The following is a 17929-nucleotide window of genomic DNA, read 5'->3' as shown; positions in this document are numbered from 1 at the left end:
TCACTTACCACTCACGAGTCAGGAGAGCAGGCCCACCAGCGCGTCGCCGCGAGGCGTCCGCACCACGAGCACCACCTGGCCCTCCCGATGCCGTTCGATCAACCCCGCCGAGACGAGCTGTTCGCAGTGGTAGGTCGCGGTGCTCGCGGCACAGGACAGCAGATTCGCGATCTCGCCCATCCGGGCGGGCTTTCCCAAGTGCCGCAACAGTTTCGCGCGGTGGGCGCCGACGACGAGGTCGAGCCCGTCGACGCCGGGGGCCGGTTCGGCCTTGCCGCCGTCGAGCAGGCCGTCGAGTCCGGGCAGCGGGTAGCCGATCCAGATGGCGTCCTCTTCGTCGAAGTTGGACACCACCGAGCGGCTGCCCGCGAGCATCGGCACGAGGATCAGTTTGCGGCCGCGGACGGTGTACTTCGCCGGCTCGGGGTCGGACAGCAGCAGGCAGCCGTTGCTGAACCGGAAGTGGGGCCGCAACAGGCCGAGCACCGCGTCCGTCCCGCCGCGGACGGAGGCGACGCCGATCCGTTCGATCTCGCGGTCGAGCAGGGGGCGGGCCTTGGTCCAGAGGTTTTCGGTCGCCAGCCTGGCCGCGGTGAAGGCGTCCGCGAGCGAGGCGGCCCAGCGTCTCGGATGGTCGGCGGCCTGCCGCCACTGCGCGGGCACCCGGTCGCCGAAGACCTCTTCGAGGCCTTTCAGGACGTCGGATTCCGTCAGTTCACGCAGCATTTCCGCCTGAGCCGCGGCGGAAGAGTCCTCGCCGGGACTGATCGGGACGATGAAGTCCGGTTGCACCGAGGTGCCGCGGCGGGCGAGTGAGCTCGCCGCGCGGTATCCCTGCTCGGGGATCGCCGAGCCCACCTGACGGCGCCAGGTGGCGGGCAGGCCGCGGTCGTACCCGCCGACGACCTCGACGAGCATCGAAACCAGCGAGATGTGCGGGGAAACCGTCACACCGACCGGGATCGTGCTGGTGTCACCGAGTTCGAGCCGGGTATAAGAAGCCGGGGGCGGCGTCTCGCGCATCCGGTCGTCCCTCCTGGGAGTGGGCGTCGCAGCACGCGATGGTAGCGCCTCCGGTCAATACCCGGAATCCGGCCGGAAAACGACCGAAGGGCGCTTTCCCCAGGTCGGAAGCGGGGAAAGCGCCCTTCGGCCGGTGCGGCGACCTCAGTGGGCGAGTTGCTCATTCATGATGAGGAACGCGCCGAGACCGTGGAAATCGTTGGTGTTGCGTTTTCGTGCGTAGTAATACGCCGTGTCGCCGACGTTGGTGCCTTCGGAGATGTTCGAGATATCGGTCAATCCGTCGGTTCCGGTCGAAACCTGGGACAAAACCCCGCGATAGCCCTTCGCGGCCACGGGCCGGTACTCGGCGCCGATGTAGCCGCGTTCCACCGCGCGGGAGAGCAGGAAGGTGTACATCGCCGAAGCCGAGGTCTCCAGCCAGTTGTCCTTGTCGCCACCCCGGTCGACGACCTGGAACCAGCGCCCCGAAGCCCGGTCCTGCCAGCGGGTGTACCCCGCGGCGAGGAATTTCACGACGTAGACGAGACGACGGCGTCGCGGATGGTCGCGGGGGAGGATTTCGAGGAGATCGATCGCCGTCATCCCGAGCCAGCCGATCGCGCGGCCCCAGTGGAATTTCGAATGCCGTCCGGGACCCGAGGCCCACGGCTCCGAGCCGTCTTCGTCGTAGGCGTGGTACAGCAGTCCCTTCGCGGGTTCCTTGAGCCGGTCGAAGTAGACGCCGACGTTCTTGGCGGCTTCTTCGTAGCAGTAGGCGGCATCGCCGAAGGTCTTGCCGTACAGGGCGAGGAACGGCTGCGCCATGTACACGCCGTCCGCCCACAGCTGCCCGACCCTGCTCGTGGCGTGGAACATCCCGCCGTCGGACGTCCGGGGATAGGACGGGAACCGCGCGCGCAACTGGTCCGCCGCGGTCTTGTACTTCGCCTGTCCGGTTTCGGTGTACAGCAAGGGGAACATCTGCCCGGAGCGCATCGCGTCCAGGTTGGTGAAATTGTTGGAGATCCCGCTCTCGGTGACGAACCGGTCGTACCAGGCGAGGATGTAGTCGAGATAGGACTTCTCGCCGGTACGCCGGTACACCAGGTACTGGCCGTAGAGGTAGAGGCCGCGGGTGTAGCCCCAGCTGCCGAGGGTGGCCGGGGTGTGCCGCTTCATCGTCGAGTCGACGACGGCGCGCGACCACTCCACCGGCGCCGCGGAGGCCACGCCGGGCAGGGCGAGCGCGCCGACGGCGCCCGCGGTTCCCGCCAGCACCGTGCGCCGGGAAAGCCGTGCCGCGCGAAGAGGATCTGGGGACATTCGAGGCCCTTCCTGCGCCGGGGTGACCGGGGGGAGTGAGTGGCCGGGATGCCGATCCGCCGTCCGCCGGCATCCCGACCAGCCGTGGGGCGACCGCGTCGCCGGGCTGAACTTCCTTGTGCGACAACGTCTACCCGGGTGCTCGACGACGAGTCAAGAGAGATCCGATCTCTTACGTCATATATCAGATATGCCACTCGAATGGGCGCTCCCGCTCGCCGGGACGGTCCCGATGGGCGGTACTCACCGGCAAGACGTCCGCTCGCCTACGATCGGTGCGTGAACGAGCTGACCTTCCGCGGGCGCCGCGTCGCCCGGGACCGCGCCCTGGTCATGGCGATCGTCAACCGTACCCCCGACTCCTTCTACGACAAGGGGGCGACCTTCTCGGATCCGGCCGCGCTCGCCGCCGTCGACAGGGTGGTGGCGGAAGGTGCCGACATCGTCGACATCGGCGGGGTCAAGGCGGGCCCCGGGGCGGAGGTCGGCGTCGAGGAAGAGATCCGACGGGTGGTCCCGTTCGTCGAGCGGATCCGCGAACTGCACCCCGGCCTGGTGATCAGCGTCGACACCTGGCGCCACGAGGTGGGCAGGCGGGCGGCGGAAGCGGGCGCGGACCTGATCAACGACACCTGGGCGGGAGCCGACCCGAAACTGGCCGAGGTCGCCGCCGAGTTCGGCACCGGCTACGTCTGCTCGCACACCGGGAACGCCGTCCCGCGCACCCGCCCGTTCCGGGTGCACTACCCGGACATCGTCGCGGACGTCGTCGCGGAGACCACGGCGCACGCCGAAGCCGTAGTCGCGCTCGGTGTCCCGCGTGAAGGGGTGCTGATCGATCCGACGCACGACTTCGGCAAGAACACGTGGCACAGCCTGGCGCTGCTGCGGCACGCCCGGGAACTGGCCGACACCGGCTGGCCGGTGCTCATGGCACTGTCCAATAAGGACTTCGTCGGCGAGACGCTCGGCGTGGAACTCGCGGAGCGGGTCGACGGCACCCTCGCCGCGACGGCCTGGGCGGTGGCCGAGGGAGCCAAGGTTTTCCGGGTCCACGAGGTGCGGCGCACTCGTCAGGTGCTGGAGATGGTCGCGTCCATCCAGGGCGTGCGGCCGCCGGCGCGCGCGATCCGAGGGCTGGCCTAGCCGTCGAGCGGGATGACGGCCGAAACCGTGGTGCCCGAGCCGGGGTCGCTCGCGACGGTCAGTTCGCCGCCGAGCGCGCGGACCCGGTCACGGAGGCCGTGCAGCCCGGAGCCGCCGCCGATGTCGGCCGTGCCGGTGCCGTCGTCGTGGACGTCCACCCGCAGGCCGTCGTCCTCGACGCGGATGCACACGCGGACTTCGCCCGCCCGCGCGTGTTTCAAGGCGTTGGTGACCGCCTCCGAGACGACGAAATACGCCGTCGCCTCGACCGCACCGCTGAGCCGCGGCACGTCCGCGCCCTCGAGATCGACGGTGAGCGGGACGCGGTCCAGCAGCGACCGGACCGCGGGGATCAGCCCGGCCTCGGTGAGGATCGCGGGGCGGAGCCCGCGCGCGAGTTCACGCAGTTCGGTGACCGTGGCCTGCAGTTCGTCGATGGTGCTCCTCAGCAGCGTCGCGACGGCGGGGGTGAGTTCGTCCCCGAGCCGGCGCTCCGCCATCCGCAGCAGCAGGACGACGCTGACCAGGCGTTGCTGCGCCCCGTCGTGCAGATCCCGCTCGACCCGCCTCCGTTCGTCGTCGGCGGCGGCCACGATGCGGGCGCGGGAGGCCTGGACCTCGACGAGGCGCTCCTCCAGTTCCGCGGCGAGCCGCTGGTTGTCCAGCACCAGCCCGGCGGCCGCGTTGAGCGCGTCGATCGACCGGCTGTCCTTCCACACTTCGTCGTCCTGCACGAGCGCGGCCAGCCCGGTGCCGTCGCGTTCCAGCAGGAGCCGGATCATCTCCGCGTTGCCGACCCGCGCCCGCAGCACGCCGATCAGGAACGTCAGCGGCCACAGGCAGAACGAGATCCGGTAGACGTCCAGCAGCGGTTCGGAGAACGGATGCCCGGAGCCGAGCGCGTTGCCGACCGTGGTGCTCAGCGCGCCGACCACGGCGATCGCGAGGACGGGGGAGAGCAGCCGACGCTGCGGAAGCCGTCCGGTGAGCCAGCGGTAGAGCAGCACCACCACGACCCCGCCGCCGATCAGCGCGCCGACGAGCTCCAGCAGCCGTTTGACCAGCTGTTCGGCCTCCGGCGACGCCGCGACCGCGGCGAGGTTCTTCGGATCGTCGTTGACCAGCAGGCCGAGGACGGCCGACCCGAAGACCACGGCGTACGCGGAGAAGGCGAGCACCCGTTCGGAGCGTGATCGGAGTTTTCCGTGCGGGAAGGCGAGCACGAGATGCGCGATCACCGGGCTGGACGCGGCCGACAGCGCCAGGCCCGCCGTATGCGTGAGCGGCTCTTCGGCGAATTGCAGGTCCTCGGCGAACAACGCGAGCCCGGCCAGCGCGATGAGCAGGCCGATGGGGTTCGACGCCCGGCGCACGTGCGCGACGGCACCGGCGAGGAGGAAGAGGAACCCCGTCGTCGTGGACAGGGTGGTGTCGAGCACGGTGTGCGTGCCGTCGGCGATTTTGAGCGTCGACGCGACGACGCCCATGCCGATCCCGGCGGTCAGCACGCCCGCCATCGCGACGGTACGAGGGTGCGTCACCACTAAGCGTGATTCGCCCGTTCGGCCCGATCCGTTACACCGGTCCTGAAATGTGGAACAGGAGTTCCGCCTGGTGTCAAGGATTCTCAGCATCTTTCCCGTCATTCGGATGGCGATGCAGGCACGTGGGTGCACATGCGACTCTCGCGCCACCACCCGAGCCGAGTCGTACCCTCCGAAAGGCGACCTCCCGTGCGCACCCACCACAGAACCCGCTTGCTGGCCGCGGCCTTCGCCGCCCTGTCCTTGGCCAGCGGGATCGCGGGGTGTTCGCGCGCGGACAGCGGCGCCGCTCCGGCGGAGCAGAAGAGCCAGGGTGCCGCGGCCGAGGTGCGCGTCGGGTACTTCCCCAACGTGACGCACGCTCCCGCGCTGATCGGGACCAAGAACGGCTTCTTCGCCAAGGAACTCGGCTCGACGAAGCTCACCACCCAGACGTTCAACGCCGGACCCGAAGAGGTCAACGCGCTGCTCGGCAATTCGCTCGACATCGCGTTCATCGGCTCCGGCCCGGCCATCAACGCCTTCACCAAGTCCAAGGGCGCCATCCAGCTGGTCTCCGGTGCGGTCACCGGCGGCGCCCAGCTGGTCGTGAAGCCCGAGATCACCACGCCGGAGCAGCTCACCGGAAAGAACATCGCGACGCCGTCGCTGGCGAACACCCAGGACGTCGCGCTCAAGAAGTTCGTCGCCGAGAAGAAGATCCCCGACGTCAAGGTCACGAACCTCGACAACCCGAAGACGTTCGACGCCTTCAAGAAGGGTGAGCTCGACGGCGGCTGGCTGCCGGAGCCGTGGTCCTCGCGGCTCGTGCTGGACGCGGGCGCGAAGGTCCTGCTGGACGAGAAGACGCTGTGGCCCGAAGGCAAGTTCCCGACCACGGTCGTGATCGTCCGCAGCGAGTTCCTGCAGCAGCACCCGGAGACCGTCACCGCCATCCTCAAGGGTGAACTCGCCGCCATCGAGTGGGCGAAGACCAACCCCGCCGAGGCGAAAAAGGTCGTCAACGGCGAGCTCAAGGCGCTCGCGGGCAGCACACTGAGCGAGGCCGTTCTCGATCGCGCGTTCTCCGGCATCGAACTCGGCATCGATCCGGTGGCGTCGACCTTCAGCCAGCTCGCGCAGGACTCGGTGACCGCGGGCGTGGTGAAGTCCGCGGTGGACCTCAAGGGGTTCGCCGATTTCGGCCCGCTCAACGCCGTGCTCAACGAGCAGGGCAAGCCCGGCGTGAACGCGCCCGGGCTGACGAAGTGACCGGAGGGGATCAGCGATGACGACCACCTTGGAGCCCGGCCTGTCCACCGGTGTCGCCGTACGCCTCGACGGGGTGCGGAAGGCCTTCGGGCCGACCGGCCGCGCCGTCGTGGCCCTCGACGGGATGGATCTGACGGTCGCCCCCGGCGAGTTCGTCTGCCTCCTCGGCGCCTCCGGCTGCGGCAAGAGCACCCTGCTGAACCTGGTCGCCGGTCTCGACCGGCCGACGTCGGGCTCGATCACGCTCGAGACCTCGCGGCCCGCGGTCATGTTCCAGGAGGCCGCGCTGATGCCGTGGCTGACCGCGGCCCGCAATGTGGAACTGCCGCTGCGCCTAGCCGGTTTCGGCCGGTCCGAGCGTCGCGAAAAGGCGGCCGAACTGCTCGAACTCGTCCGCCTCGGCGGTGCGGGCGACAAGCGGCCCCACGAGCTGTCCGGCGGGATGCGGCAGCGCGTCGCGCTCGCCAGGGCACTGGCCGCCACCCTGCGCGTCGGCGGTGACCCTGAGCAGTCACTGCTGCTGATGGACGAGCCGTTCGCGGCGCTCGACGCCATCACCCGCGACGTCCTGCAGGGTGAACTGCTGCGCGTCTACCGCAGCACCGGTACGTCGGTGCTGTTCGTGACCCACGACGTCCGCGAGGCCGTCCGGCTCGGCCAGCGGGTCGTGCTGCTGTCGTCGCGGCCGGGCCGGGTCGTGCGGGAATGGCGCGACGTCCAGGCTTCCGACGCCGAGGAGCTGACCTTGGAGATCACCGGTCACCTCCGGGAGGTGATCAGTACCCATGCCGCGGCTTGACCGCCCCGAAACCGCGGCGGAAGACGCCGACGAGGCCGTCGGCGCGGGACTCGACTCGCTCGACACCCCCACCGGGGAACGCCGGGAAAGCCGGGGAAAGCGATTCTTGCGGGGCTTCGTGCCGCCGGTGGTCTTCCTGGCGTTGCTGGTCGCGCTGTGGCAGGCCTTGTGGGCCGCCGCGTTCTGGCCGGAAGCCATGCTTCCCGCGCCGCTCGCGGTATGGGACGAACTCGTCGGCATCACCGTCGACGGGGAGATCTTCGAGTTCGTCTGGACGTCGGTGCACCGCGCCGCACTGGGCTTCCTGATCGGCGTGGTCATCGGGACCCCGCTCGGCCTGCTGGTGGCGAAGGTCAAGATCGTCCGCGCCGCCGTCGGCCCGTTCCTGACCGGGCTGCAAAGCCTTCCGTCGGTGGCGTGGGTGCCCGCGGCGATCCTGTGGTTCGGGCTGAACGACGCGTCGATCTACTTCGTGGTCCTGCTGGGTTCGGTTCCTTCGATCGCCAACGGCCTGGTCGCCGGCATCGACCAGATCCCGCCGATCCTGCCGCGCGTCGGCCAGGTGATGGGGGCGAACCGGTTTTCGTCGGCGCGGCACATCCTGCTTCCCGCCGCGCTGCCCGGCTTCCTGGCGGGGCTCAAACAGGGCTGGGCGTTCTCGTGGCGTTCGCTGATGGCCGCCGAGCTGATCGCGCTGTCCCCGGCGCTGGGCAAGGGACTCGGCGCGTACCTCAACGAAGGCTCGTCGTTCAACAGCATGGAGGCCGTGATGTCGGCCATCTTCCTGATCCTGCTGGTCGGCGTCGGTATCGAGCTGGTGGTGTTCCGTCCGCTGGAACGGTCGGTCCTGCGTGCCCGTGGTCTCACCGCGTCCCTTTAGGACTTTGGTCAGGCTAGCCTTACTCGCATGTCCGTTACTGGGGTGCGGGTCAAGGCGACCCTGACCGCGCTGATGATGTCGTTGCTGGTGGCCGGTTGCGGTTCTTCGCAGCCGGTCGACGAAACCTTGGTGCCGCCGGAGGCCAGAGGCACCTTTCCGGTGACCGTCGAGCACAAATACGGGTCCGCGAAGATCGAGAAACAGCCGTCGCGGATCATCACGCTCGGCCTGTCCGACCACGACGCCGTGCTGGCGCTCGGGATCCGGCCGGTCGGCGCCGTCGACTGGTTCAAGGAGCGGCCGTACGGGAAGTGGCCGTGGACCCAGGCCCGCTGGGGTGACAAGCCGCCGGAGATCGTCGGCGAACGGGACGACTACAACTTCGAGAAGATCGCCGCGCTGAAGCCGGACCTGATCCTCGCCCAGTACAGCGGGATGAAGAAGGAGCAGTACGACAAGCTCTCGCAGCTCGCCCCGGTCGTCGCGCAGCCGCCGAAGTTCGAGGACTACGCGGCGCCGTGGCAGGAGACGACCCGGATGGTGGGCCGCGCGCTGGGGCTCGTGCAGAAGGCCGAAGACCTGATCGCCGGGATCGACCGGCGGTTCGCGCAGGCGCGGGCCGAACACCCCGGGTTCGCGAAGCTGACGATGGTCGTCGCCGACACCTTCGAGGCGGGCAAGTTCTCCGCCTTCACCACGACCGACCCGAAGATGATCTTCATGACCGAGCTGGGCTTCCGGCCCTTCGAGCCGGTCAAGGCGTTGAGCAAACCGGAGGACAACGTCGTCGAGGTCTCGTCGGAACGGTTCGATCTGTTCGACGCGGATCGGCTGGTGTGGCTGAACTCCGACGTCAACGCGGAGACCAGGGTGCGGGCCGATCCGGTGTACCGGCGGCTGAAGGTGTCGGCGGAGAAGCGGGATCTGTTCATCACCTACGAGAACCCGCCGGTCGGGGCCGCGATCTCGTTCAACACCGTGCTGAGCATCCCGTACGCGATCGAGCAGCTGGTGCCGAAGCTGGCGGCCGTCGCCGGCTCCTGAGCGTTCGACTTCGGTGCGGTGCTTGGTCCGGCCGCCAGCCAGATGTCGCGAAAGCCACTTTCAGGACATCAGACGTCCTGAAAGTGGCTTTCGCGACACCCCTTCGCACCCAGTCCCCGGCTCCTGAGCGTTCACCTTCCGGAGGTGGCAAACCTACGGCACCGTAAGTTACGGTGTCGTAGGTAGGCGTTTTCCGTACCCTGGAAGGACGAAACGCATGACGGTCCCCGAAACCACCCGGCTGATGCTCGAGCTCGAGGGAACGGTGGAGGAGAACCTCAATCGGCATCTCTCGGTCGCCAAGGAATGGATGCCGCACGAGTACGTGCCCTGGGACGAGGGCCGCAACTTCGCCGATCTCGGCGGTGAGGCGTGGGATCCCGAGCAATCCCGGGTGTCGCCGATCGCGCGGACGTCGTTGGAGGTCAACCTCCTCACCGAGGACAACCTGCCTAGCTACCACCGCGAGATCGAGCGCGCCTTCGGCCGCGACGGCGCGTGGGGCACGTGGGTGCATCGCTGGACCGCCGAAGAGGGCCGCCACGGGATCTGCATCCGCGACTACCTGCTGGTGACGCGCGCGGTGGACCCGGTCGAGCTGGAGCGGTCGCGGATGCAGACCATGGAGGCGGGGTACGACAGTGGCGACAAGGAGTTGCTGAACGTCTTCGCGTACGTGTCCTTCCAGGAACTGGCGACGCGGATTTCGCACCGCAACACCGGGAAGTACACGCAGGATCCGCTGTGCGAGAAGCTGCTCGCGCGGGTCGCGATGGACGAGAACCTGCACATGCTCTTCTATCGGAACCTGGTGCAGGCGTCGCTGGAGCTTTCACCCGACGCGATGATGCGCGCCATCACCGATGAGGTCGTCCAGTTCCAGATGCCGGGCGCGGTGATCCCGAGCTTCGTGCGGAAGGCCGCGCTGATCGCGAAGGCAGGCATCTACGACCTGCGGATCCACCACGACGAGGTGATCTGGCCGTTGCTGCGGCAGTGGAAGATCTTCGAGCTCGAAGGGCTCGGCGAGGTGGGGGAGAAGGCGCGGGACGAACTCGACCAGTTCCTGAAGGCCCTCGACACCCAAGCTTCACGCTTCGAAGAGCGTCGCGCGGCCGCTGAAGCCCGCGCCGCCGCCCGCCAGGCGTGATCCGCCCCCGATCACGCGAGTTACGCCCTCAATCACGCGAGTCGCGCCTTCCGTCACGTGTGATCCGGCGGACGACACGTGTGATCCGGCGGACGACTCCCGTGATCAGACGGACGACACGCGTGATCAGACGGCCAACTCCTGTGTCGGCCATCCGATCACGCGTGACGAAGGCGTAACTCGCGTGCTTGAAGCCGGATCTCGCGTGTTTGAAGGCGTAACTCGCGTGATCGAAGCAGGGGAGGACTAGCGCGAGCGGCGCGAGCCGGCGCGGGTCCCGGACGAGAAAGCGGCGGCACCGCCGCGACGGGCCGGAGCACCGCCGGACTGGTTCCGCGAGGACTGCGACTTGGCGGCACCGGAGCCCCGGCGAGGCTGGGAATCCGCGGAACCGCGACGAGCCTGGCCGGCGCCCTTGGGCGCGCCGTCGCGACGTCCGGTGCTTTCGGCCGCGCGACGGCCTTGGCCGGCGGAAGCCCCGCGGCGGTCGCCCTCGGCGCGAGGCTGACGCGAACGGCCGTCGGAAGAGCCGCTACGACGGCCGCCACCGGAAGCGCCACGGCCACCGGCGGAGGGGCCTCGGCCGCGTCCACCGCGGCCGCCACGTCCACCGCTCGCCGGACGGTCTTCGTCGTCGCCCTTGCCAGGGATGGCTTCACCGCTGGCGCTGACCCGCTTCGGCCGCGTGTCCACGATCGGCCGTCGCGGCGACGCGGTGAACGAACGCTCACCGGGCGCCAGTTCGGACAGCAGCGGGTGGCCGGGGCCGAGCTGCGTCGTGGTCGGCTTGATGCCCGCCTTGCGGGTGAGGTCGCGGACGTCGCCGACCTGCGCGTCGGTCATCAGCGTGACGACGGTGCCGGACGCCCCGGCCCGCGCCGTCCGGCCCGAGCGGTGCAGGTACGCCTTGTGCTCGACGGGCGGGTCCGCGTGGATGACCAGCGTGACGTCGTCGACGTGGATACCGCGCGCGGCGATGTCGGTCGCGACCAGCGTCTTCGCCGCGCCGGAGGCGAACGCCTCCAGGTTGCGGGTCCGCGCCGTCTGGCCGAGGTTGCCGTGCAGTTCGACCGCCGGCACGCCGGAGGCCATGAGCTTGCGCGTCAGCTGCTTGGCGCGGTGCTTCGTCCGGGTGAACACGAGTGTGCGGCCCGGCGCGGCGGTGAGGTCGATCAGCACCGGCAGCCGGTGGGTCTCCTCCAGGTGCAGCACGTGGTGCTTCATCGTCGAGACCGGCGACTGGGCCGAGTCGACGCTGTGCGTGACCGGGTCGTGCATGAAGCGCTTGACCAGCACGTCGACGCCCGCGTCGAGGGTCGCGGAGAACAGCAGCCGCTGCCCGCGCTCCGGGGTCTCGGCCATGATGCGCCGGACGTCGGGCAGGAAGCCGAGGTCGGCCATGTGGTCGGCCTCGTCCAGCACGGTGATCTCGACGTGGTCGAGCTTCGCTTCGCCGGAACGCATGTGGTCGGCGAGCCTGCCGGGGCACGCGACGACGATGTCGACGCCGTCACGCAGCCGGGTGATCTGCGGGTTGGGGCTGACGCCGCCGAAGATCGTGGTGACCCGGAGGCCGAGCGGTTTGGCCAGCGGTAGGAACGACGCCTCGATCTGGGTCGCCAGCTCGCGCGTCGGCGCCAGGACCAGCGCACGAGGGCGGCCGGGGCGGCGGCGGGTCGGGCCTTCGGCGAGCCGGGCGAGGACGGGCAGCACGAAGCCGTAGGTCTTGCCGGAGCCGGTGCGGCCGCGGCCCAGGACGTCCCGGCCCGCCAGCGAATGCGGCAGCGTGGCGGCCTGGATCGGGAAGGGGCTGGTGACGCCCTGTTCGGCGAGCGAGTCCACGAGGGTCTTGGGCAGGCCGAGTTCGGTGAAAGTAGGTGTGCTCATAAGCGTGTGGGCACAGGTGCGCCCTGGTATCTCCGTAAGGATAGAAAGGGTTGTCCTGCCCGGCGCAGACCTCGGGGGGCCGCGGCGCGTGGTCTTCGACAACGAAACGCGGCCCGAGGCAGAACTGAGCGGACCGCGTCGTCCAGTGTACTGGGTCCTGATCTCCCGGGCTACGTGATATCGCCCGCACCGGTCCGGCGATGTTCGTCGGTTCGGACGAGCCGGGCGTGGCGTCGTGCTGAAACGCTGGCCTGACCGGACGAAAGGGGACACGGGTGTCGAATGTTCAGGATCTGCAAGGGGTGCTCGACGAGGAAGCGCGTCGCGCGAGCGTCCCCGGAGCGGTGGTGGGGGTGACATACCGGGGAGTGGAGTCGGTGTTCGCCACCGGTGTGTCCAGTGTGGACACCGGACTGCCGGTCGATCCGGGCACGTTGTTCATGATCGGCTCCACCAGCAAGACCTTCGCCGCGGCCGCCGTGCTGGCCCTGGTCGAAGACGGTGTGCTGGAGCTGGACCGGCCGGTCGTCGAGTACCTGCCCGACCTTCCCTTGGCGGATCCGGTGGCGCGGAAGACGGTGACCCCGCGTCATCTGCTCACGCATTCGGCAGGTTTCCTCGGCGACGTCGACTTCACCACCGGGTGGGGTGACGACGCGCTGGCCCTCGCGATCGCGAAGTTCGGCGACCTGCCGCAGAACTTCCCGCCCGGCGAGGTCTTCTCCTACTGCAACGCCGGGTTCCAGCTGGCCGGACGGGTCGTCGAGGTGGTGGCGGGCGAACCGTTCGAGGACGTGGTCCGCGCGCGGCTGCTCGAACCACTCGGCATGACCGAGTCGTATTACCTGCCGTGGGAGGTGCTCACGCGCCGTCACGCCGTCGGTCACGTGCTGAGAGACGGTGAAGCGGCGGTCGCGCACACGGTGGGCCTGACCCGCGCGGACAGCGCGAGCGGAGGGCTGTGGTCGACGGCGGGAGACCAGCTGAAATGGGCGCGGTTCTTCCTGACCGGTGAAGCCGAGGGCGAACCGCCCATCGGCGAAGCCACCCGCGACCTCATGCGCGCGCCGCAGCGCAAGGCCGCGCTGCGGTTCGAGGAGGTCGGGCTGAGCTGGCTGCACACGACCCATGGCGCCGCCAGGCTGGTCCGGCACGGCGGCAACGTGAGCAATCTGCAGCTCTCGGAGTTCGTCACCCTGCCGGAGGAGGACTTCGCGGTCACGGTGCTGACCAACAGCGCGGGCGGCTCCGCCCTCGGCGCGAAGATCGTCGAATGGTGCCTGGAGCAGGTGGTCGGGCTGCCTCCGCTCACGAGCCCGGCGCCGGTGCCGCAGCCGGACATCGCCGAGTACCTCGGCCGCTACCGGACCGGTGACCTGACGTTCGTGGTCGAGAACCGGGATGGCGCCCTCTGGGCCCAACTGGTGGCCGATGTCGAGGGCTTCCCCTCGCCGCCGCCGTTCGAGGCCGTTTTCGTGGGCGGGGACGCGATCGCCCCCGCCGCCGACACCCGCAAGCCCACCGCGCGTTTCCTGCGGAACGACCACGGGGAGGTGACTTCGATCGAGTTCGGTGGCCGGACGGCGAAGCGAGGCGCTACGGTTACCGGGTAGTAACTTCGGCTGACCAGGAGTGACCATGAGCGAAAAGGCGACCGCGTTGTTGCTGAACCCGGGTGGGTACGACCCACGGCAGTTCGACCCGGAGACGCGTCGCCTGCTGCGTGCCACCATCGAGTGGTTCGAACAGCGCGGCAAACGCAAGCTCGTCGAGGACTACCACAACCGAACTTTCTACGCGGACTTCATCGAGTTCGCGGGCAAGGAAGGCCTGTTCTCGACGTTCCTCACTCCCGGTGCCAACGCCGAGGGGAACCCCGACAAGCGCTGGGACACCGCGCGGGTCGCGGCCCTGTCGGAAATCCTCGGCTTCTACGGCTTGAACTACTGGTACCCGTGGCAGGTCACCATCCTCGGCCTGGGCCCGGTGTGGCAGAGCGCGAACGAGGCCGCCCGCAAACGCGCGGCGGACTCGCTCGCGGCAGGCGGCGTCGCCGCGTTCGGACTGTCCGAAAAGGAGCACGGGGCCGACATCTACTCGTCGGACCTCGTGCTCACCCCGGACGGCAAGGGCGGCTACCGCGCGAACGGGTCGAAGTACTACATCGGCAACGGCAACTGCGCGCGGACCGTTTCGGTGTTCGGCCGCATCGACGGTGTCGAAGGACCGGACCAGTACGTGTTCTTCTACGCGGACTCGGAACACCCGAACTACCGCGTGGTGAAGAACGTCGTCCCGTCGCAGATGTACGTCGCCGAGTTCGAGCTCGACGACTACCCGGTGTCCGAAGAGGACATTCTGCACGTCGGCGCCGACGCGTTCTCCGCGGCGCTGAACACGGTCAACATCGGCAAGTTCAACCTGTGCTTCGGCGGTATCGGCATGTCGACGCACTCGCTGTACGAGGCGATCACGCACGCGCACAACCGGGTGCTCTACGGCAAGAAGGTCACCGAATTCCCGCACGTGCGCCGGGAATTCGTCGAGGCGTACGCGCGGCTCGTCGCGATGAAGCTGTTCTCCGACCGTGCCGTGGACTACTTCCGCAGCGCGAACGCGGACGACCGCCGGTACCTGCTGTTCAACCCGATCACCAAGATGAAGGTGACCACCGAGGCGCAGAAGGTCATCGGCCTGGTCGCGGATGTGGTGGCGGCCAAGGGATTCGAGGCGGACACCTACCTCGCGATGTCCAAGAACGACATCGACGGCCTGCCGAAGCTGGAAGGCACGGTGGCGGTGAACCTCGCGCTGATCGCGAAGTTCGTGCCCGCCTACCTGTTCGCGCCGCAGGCCTACGAGCCGGTGCCGACCCGTTCCGACGCGGCCGACGACGAGTTCCTGTTCCGCCAGGGCCCCGCGCGCGGGCTCTCGAAGGTGCGGTTCCACGACTGGCGTGAGGCCTACGCCAAGGCGTCCGCGATCCCGAACGTCGCGCGGTTCACCGAGCAGGCCGAAGCGCTGGTGAAGCTGTTCACCGAAGCCGCGCCGGACGAGGCGCAGCAGCAGGACATCGACTTCGGCCTCGCGCTGACCGAGCTGTTCACGCTGGTCGTCTACGGGCAGCTGGTGCTGGAGCAGGCGGAGATCACCGGGATCGAGACCGAGGTCGTCGACCAGATCTTCGCCATCCTGGTGCAGGACTTCAGCCTCACGGCGATCGAGCTGCACGGGAAGTCGTCCTCGACCGACGCGCAGCAGGCGCTCGCGCTTGCTTCGATCCGGAAGCCCGTCGTCGACGCGGCCCGCTTCGACCACGTGTGGTCGCTCGTGCGGGACCTCTCGGGTGCCTACGCCATGAATCCCTAAAGTCCCGTGAAGGCCCCCTTCCCTCGGCTCAGCCGAGGGAAGGGGGCCTTCACGCGCAAAGTGACCTACTTGCCGAAGCCGGCCTTCCGGAGCGCGTCCGCCATGGCGCCGCCGCCACCGGAGTTGCCGCCGCGGTCCCGGCCGCCACCGCGTCCACCCTGGCCGCCGCGCTGGCCGCCGCCCTGGCGCTGACCGCCCTGGCCGCGGTCACGACCGCCGCCACCCTGCTCACGAGCGGGCTTGCCGGGCTCGTCGTCCAGCCGCAGGGTCAGCGAGATCCGCTTGCGCGGCACGTCGACCTCCAGGACCTTCACCTTGACGATGTCGCCGGGTTTCACGACCTCGCGCGGGTCCTTGACGAAGTTCTTCGACAGCGCCGAGACGTGCGCGAGGCCGTCCTGGTGCACGCCGACGTCGATGAACGCGCCGAACGCGGCCACGTTCGTCACGACGCCTTCCAGGCGCATGCCCGGCTTGAGGTCGCCGATCTTCTCGACGCCGTCGGCGAAGGTCGCGGTCTTGAACGCCGGACGCGGGTCGCGGCCCGGCTTTTCGAGTTCGGCGAGGATGTCGGTCACCGTCGGGAGGCCGAAGGTGTCGTCGACGAACTCCGTGGGCTTCAGAGCCTGCAGGGTCCGCGAGTTGCCGATCAGCGAACGGATGTCCGTGCCGGTGGAGGACAGGATCCGCCGCACCACCGGGTAGGCCTCCGGGTGCACCGAGGACGAGTCGAGCGGGTCGTCGCCGTCCGGGATCCGGAGGAAGCCCGCGCACTGCTCGAAGGCCTTGGGGCCGAGCCGCGCGACCTCCTTGAGCCCGCTCCGCGTCTTGAACGGACCGTTCTCGTCGCGGTGCGCGACGATGTTCTCCGCCAGCGTCGTCGTGATCCCAGAGACGCGGGTCAGCAGCGGGGCGGACGCGGTGTTGACGTCCACGCCGACGGCGTTCACACAGTCTTCGACCACCGCGTCGAGCGAACGCGACAGCGAGATCTCCGACAGATCGTGCTGGTACTGCCCGACGCCGATCGACTTCGGGTCGATCTTCACCAGTTCCGCCAGCGGGTCCTGCAGCCGGCGCGCGATGGAGACCGCGCCGCGCAGCGAGACGTCCATGCCCGGCAGTTCCTGCGACGCGAACGCCGACGCCGAGTAGACCGACGCGCCGGCCTCGGAGACGACGGCCTTCGTCAGCTTCAGTTCCGGGTGCTTCTTGATCAGCTCGCCGGCGAGTTTGTCGGTCTCTCGCGACGCGGTGCCGTTGCCGATCGAGATCAGGTCCACCTTGTGCCGGGCGCAGAGCGCGGCGAGTTCGGCGATGGACTGGTCCCATTTGTTCGCGGGCTGGTGCGGGTAGATCACGTGGGTGTCGACGACCTTGCCGGTCGCGTCGACGACGGCGACCTTGACGCCGGTGCGGAAGCCCGGGTCGAGGCCCATCGTGGCGCGCGTGCCGGCCGGGGCGGCGAGCAGCAGGTCGCGCAGGTTCGCGGCGAACACGCGGACGGCGTCGTCCTCGGCCGACTGGCGCAGCCGCATCCGCAGGTCGATGCCAAGGTGCAGCAGGATCTTCGTCCGCCACGCCCAGCGGACGGTGTCGCCGAGCCACTTGTCGGCAGGGCGGCCCTCGTTCGAGATGCCGAACTTGTGCGCGATGCGGTTCTCGTACTCGGTCGGGCCGGTGCGCGGCTCCTCGGAAGGCTCTTCGGACTCCATCGTGAGGTCGAGGATCTCCTCCTTCTCACCGCGGAACATCGCGAGGATCCGGTGCGAGGGAAGCTTGGTGTAGGGCTCGGAGAACTCGAAGTAGTCGGAGAACTTAGCGCCCTCCTCGGCCTTGCCGTCACGCACCTTCGAGGCCAGACGGCCCTCCGCCCACATCTTCTCGCGCAGTTCGCCGATCAGGTCCGCGTCCTCGGCGAAGCGTTCGACGAGGATCGCGCGGGCGCCGTCGAGCGCGGCCTGTGCGTCCGCGACGCCCTTGTCGGCGTCGACGAACACCGCGGCGGCGGCCTGCGGATCGGTGTTCGGGTCGTTCAGCAGCCCGTCGGCGAGCGGCTCCAGACCGGCCTCGCGGGCGATCATCGCCTTCGTCCGCCGCTTGGGCTTGTACGGCAGGTAGATGTCTTCGAGGCGGGACTTGGTGTCCGCCGCCATGATCGACGCTTCGAGCGCGTCGTCCAGCTTGCCCTGGCTCCGGATCGACTCCAGCACCGCGACCTTGCGCTCGCCGAGTTCCCGCAGGTAGCGGAGGCGTTCTTCGAGGGTGCGGAGCTGGGTGTCGTCCAGCATCCCGGTGACCTCTTTGCGGTACCGGGCGATGAACGGCACGGTCGATCCGCCGTCCAGCAGGTCGACGGCCGCCTTGACCTGCCCTTCGCGCACACCGAGTTCTTCGGCGATCTTCTGCTCGACTGTCTGCAGGCCCTGCACGCTCACTCCCACGCTCCTGAATCCGCCCTCGGGTGCTCTCGGACCCTGCATTCTGCCGCTCGCGCCGAGCCGACTTTCGTATGGCCTCCCCTAACCGAA

General features: G+C 69.0%; 13 protein-coding genes. 8 read left to right on the top strand and 5 right to left on the bottom strand.

Annotation, left to right across the window (positions count from 1 at the left end; genetic code table 11):
• Positions 1–18: 18 nt before the first annotated feature.
• Together CVV72_RS21095 and CVV72_RS21090 are read right to left on the bottom strand one after the other, a co-directional pair.
• Positions 19–1023, bottom strand: a complete 1005-nt coding sequence (locus CVV72_RS21095) for a helix-turn-helix domain-containing protein (RefSeq protein WP_219145446.1) — start codon at positions 1021–1023, stop codon at positions 19–21.
• Between the two features lie 144 nt (positions 1024–1167).
• On the bottom strand, positions 1168–2328 hold the full coding sequence (locus CVV72_RS21090) for a glycoside hydrolase family 105 protein (RefSeq protein ID WP_219145445.1): 1161 nt from the start codon (positions 2326–2328) through the stop codon (positions 1168–1170).
• Positions 2329–2607: 279 nt separating this feature from the next.
• Here CVV72_RS21090 and folP point away from each other — a divergent pair, with 279 nt between their 5' ends.
• Positions 2608–3474 carry a dihydropteroate synthase gene (gene folP / locus CVV72_RS21085; RefSeq protein ID WP_219145444.1) on the top strand — a complete coding sequence of 289 codons (867 nt, stop codon included), beginning with the start codon at positions 2608–2610 and terminating at the stop codon, positions 3472–3474.
• On the opposite strand, the gene CVV72_RS21080 is transcribed toward folP, so the two are convergent.
• A complete protein-coding gene (locus tag CVV72_RS21080) occupies positions 3471–4991 on the bottom strand; it encodes a sensor histidine kinase (RefSeq protein WP_219154042.1) in 1521 nt (506 codons plus the stop codon). The genes folP and CVV72_RS21080 overlap by 4 nt on opposite strands.
• 216 nt (positions 4992–5207) lie before the next feature.
• Here CVV72_RS21080 and CVV72_RS21075 point away from each other — a divergent pair, with 216 nt between their 5' ends.
• From CVV72_RS21075 to CVV72_RS21055, 5 genes are all read left to right on the top strand, one after another.
• A complete protein-coding gene (locus CVV72_RS21075) occupies positions 5208–6269 on the top strand; it encodes an ABC transporter substrate-binding protein (RefSeq protein ID WP_219145443.1) in 1062 nt (353 codons plus the stop codon).
• Between the two features lie 16 nt (positions 6270–6285).
• On the top strand, positions 6286–7068 hold the full coding sequence (locus CVV72_RS21070) for an ABC transporter ATP-binding protein (protein WP_125681056.1): 783 nt from the start codon (positions 6286–6288) through the stop codon (positions 7066–7068).
• Positions 7055–7948: an ABC transporter permease gene (locus CVV72_RS21065; protein WP_219145442.1), complete on the top strand. Its 894-nt coding sequence runs from the start codon at positions 7055–7057 to the stop codon at positions 7946–7948. The genes CVV72_RS21070 and CVV72_RS21065 overlap by 14 nt, the downstream gene beginning before the upstream one ends.
• Before the next feature lie 27 nt (positions 7949–7975).
• Complete coding sequence (locus CVV72_RS21060; RefSeq protein ID WP_219145441.1) at positions 7976–8992, top strand: iron-siderophore ABC transporter substrate-binding protein; 1017 nt, start codon at positions 7976–7978, stop codon at positions 8990–8992.
• Between the two features lie 217 nt (positions 8993–9209).
• Positions 9210–10142: an acyl-ACP desaturase gene (locus CVV72_RS21055; protein ID WP_219145440.1), complete on the top strand. Its 933-nt coding sequence runs from the start codon at positions 9210–9212 to the stop codon at positions 10140–10142.
• 246 nt (positions 10143–10388) lie between these two features.
• Here CVV72_RS21055 and CVV72_RS21050 read toward each other — a convergent pair whose 3' ends face one another.
• The gene (locus tag CVV72_RS21050; protein WP_219145439.1) at positions 10389–12029 is read right to left on the bottom strand and encodes a DEAD/DEAH box helicase; all 1641 of its coding nucleotides are present in this window, start codon (positions 12027–12029) and stop codon (positions 10389–10391) included.
• Between the two features lie 275 nt (positions 12030–12304).
• Between CVV72_RS21050 and CVV72_RS21045 the strand changes: the two genes are divergently transcribed.
• A complete protein-coding gene (locus CVV72_RS21045; RefSeq protein ID WP_219145438.1) occupies positions 12305–13642 on the top strand; it encodes a serine hydrolase in 1338 nt (445 codons plus the stop codon).
• Between the two features lie 25 nt (positions 13643–13667).
• On the top strand, positions 13668–15398 hold the full coding sequence (locus CVV72_RS21040) for an acyl-CoA dehydrogenase (RefSeq protein ID WP_219145437.1): 1731 nt from the start codon (positions 13668–13670) through the stop codon (positions 15396–15398).
• A gap of 65 nt (positions 15399–15463) precedes the next feature.
• On the opposite strand, the gene CVV72_RS21035 is transcribed toward CVV72_RS21040, so the two are convergent.
• Complete coding sequence (locus CVV72_RS21035; RefSeq protein WP_219145436.1) at positions 15464–17836, bottom strand: Tex family protein; 2373 nt, start codon at positions 17834–17836, stop codon at positions 15464–15466.
• Positions 17837–17929: the final 93 nt, after the last annotated feature.

Source organism: Amycolatopsis sp. TNS106 (assembly GCF_019330265.1).
Lineage (GTDB): Bacteria > Actinomycetota > Actinomycetes > Mycobacteriales > Pseudonocardiaceae > Amycolatopsis > Amycolatopsis lurida.
Note: the sequence above shows the minus strand (reverse complement) of the source record. Positions and strands in the feature narration are given on the sequence as shown.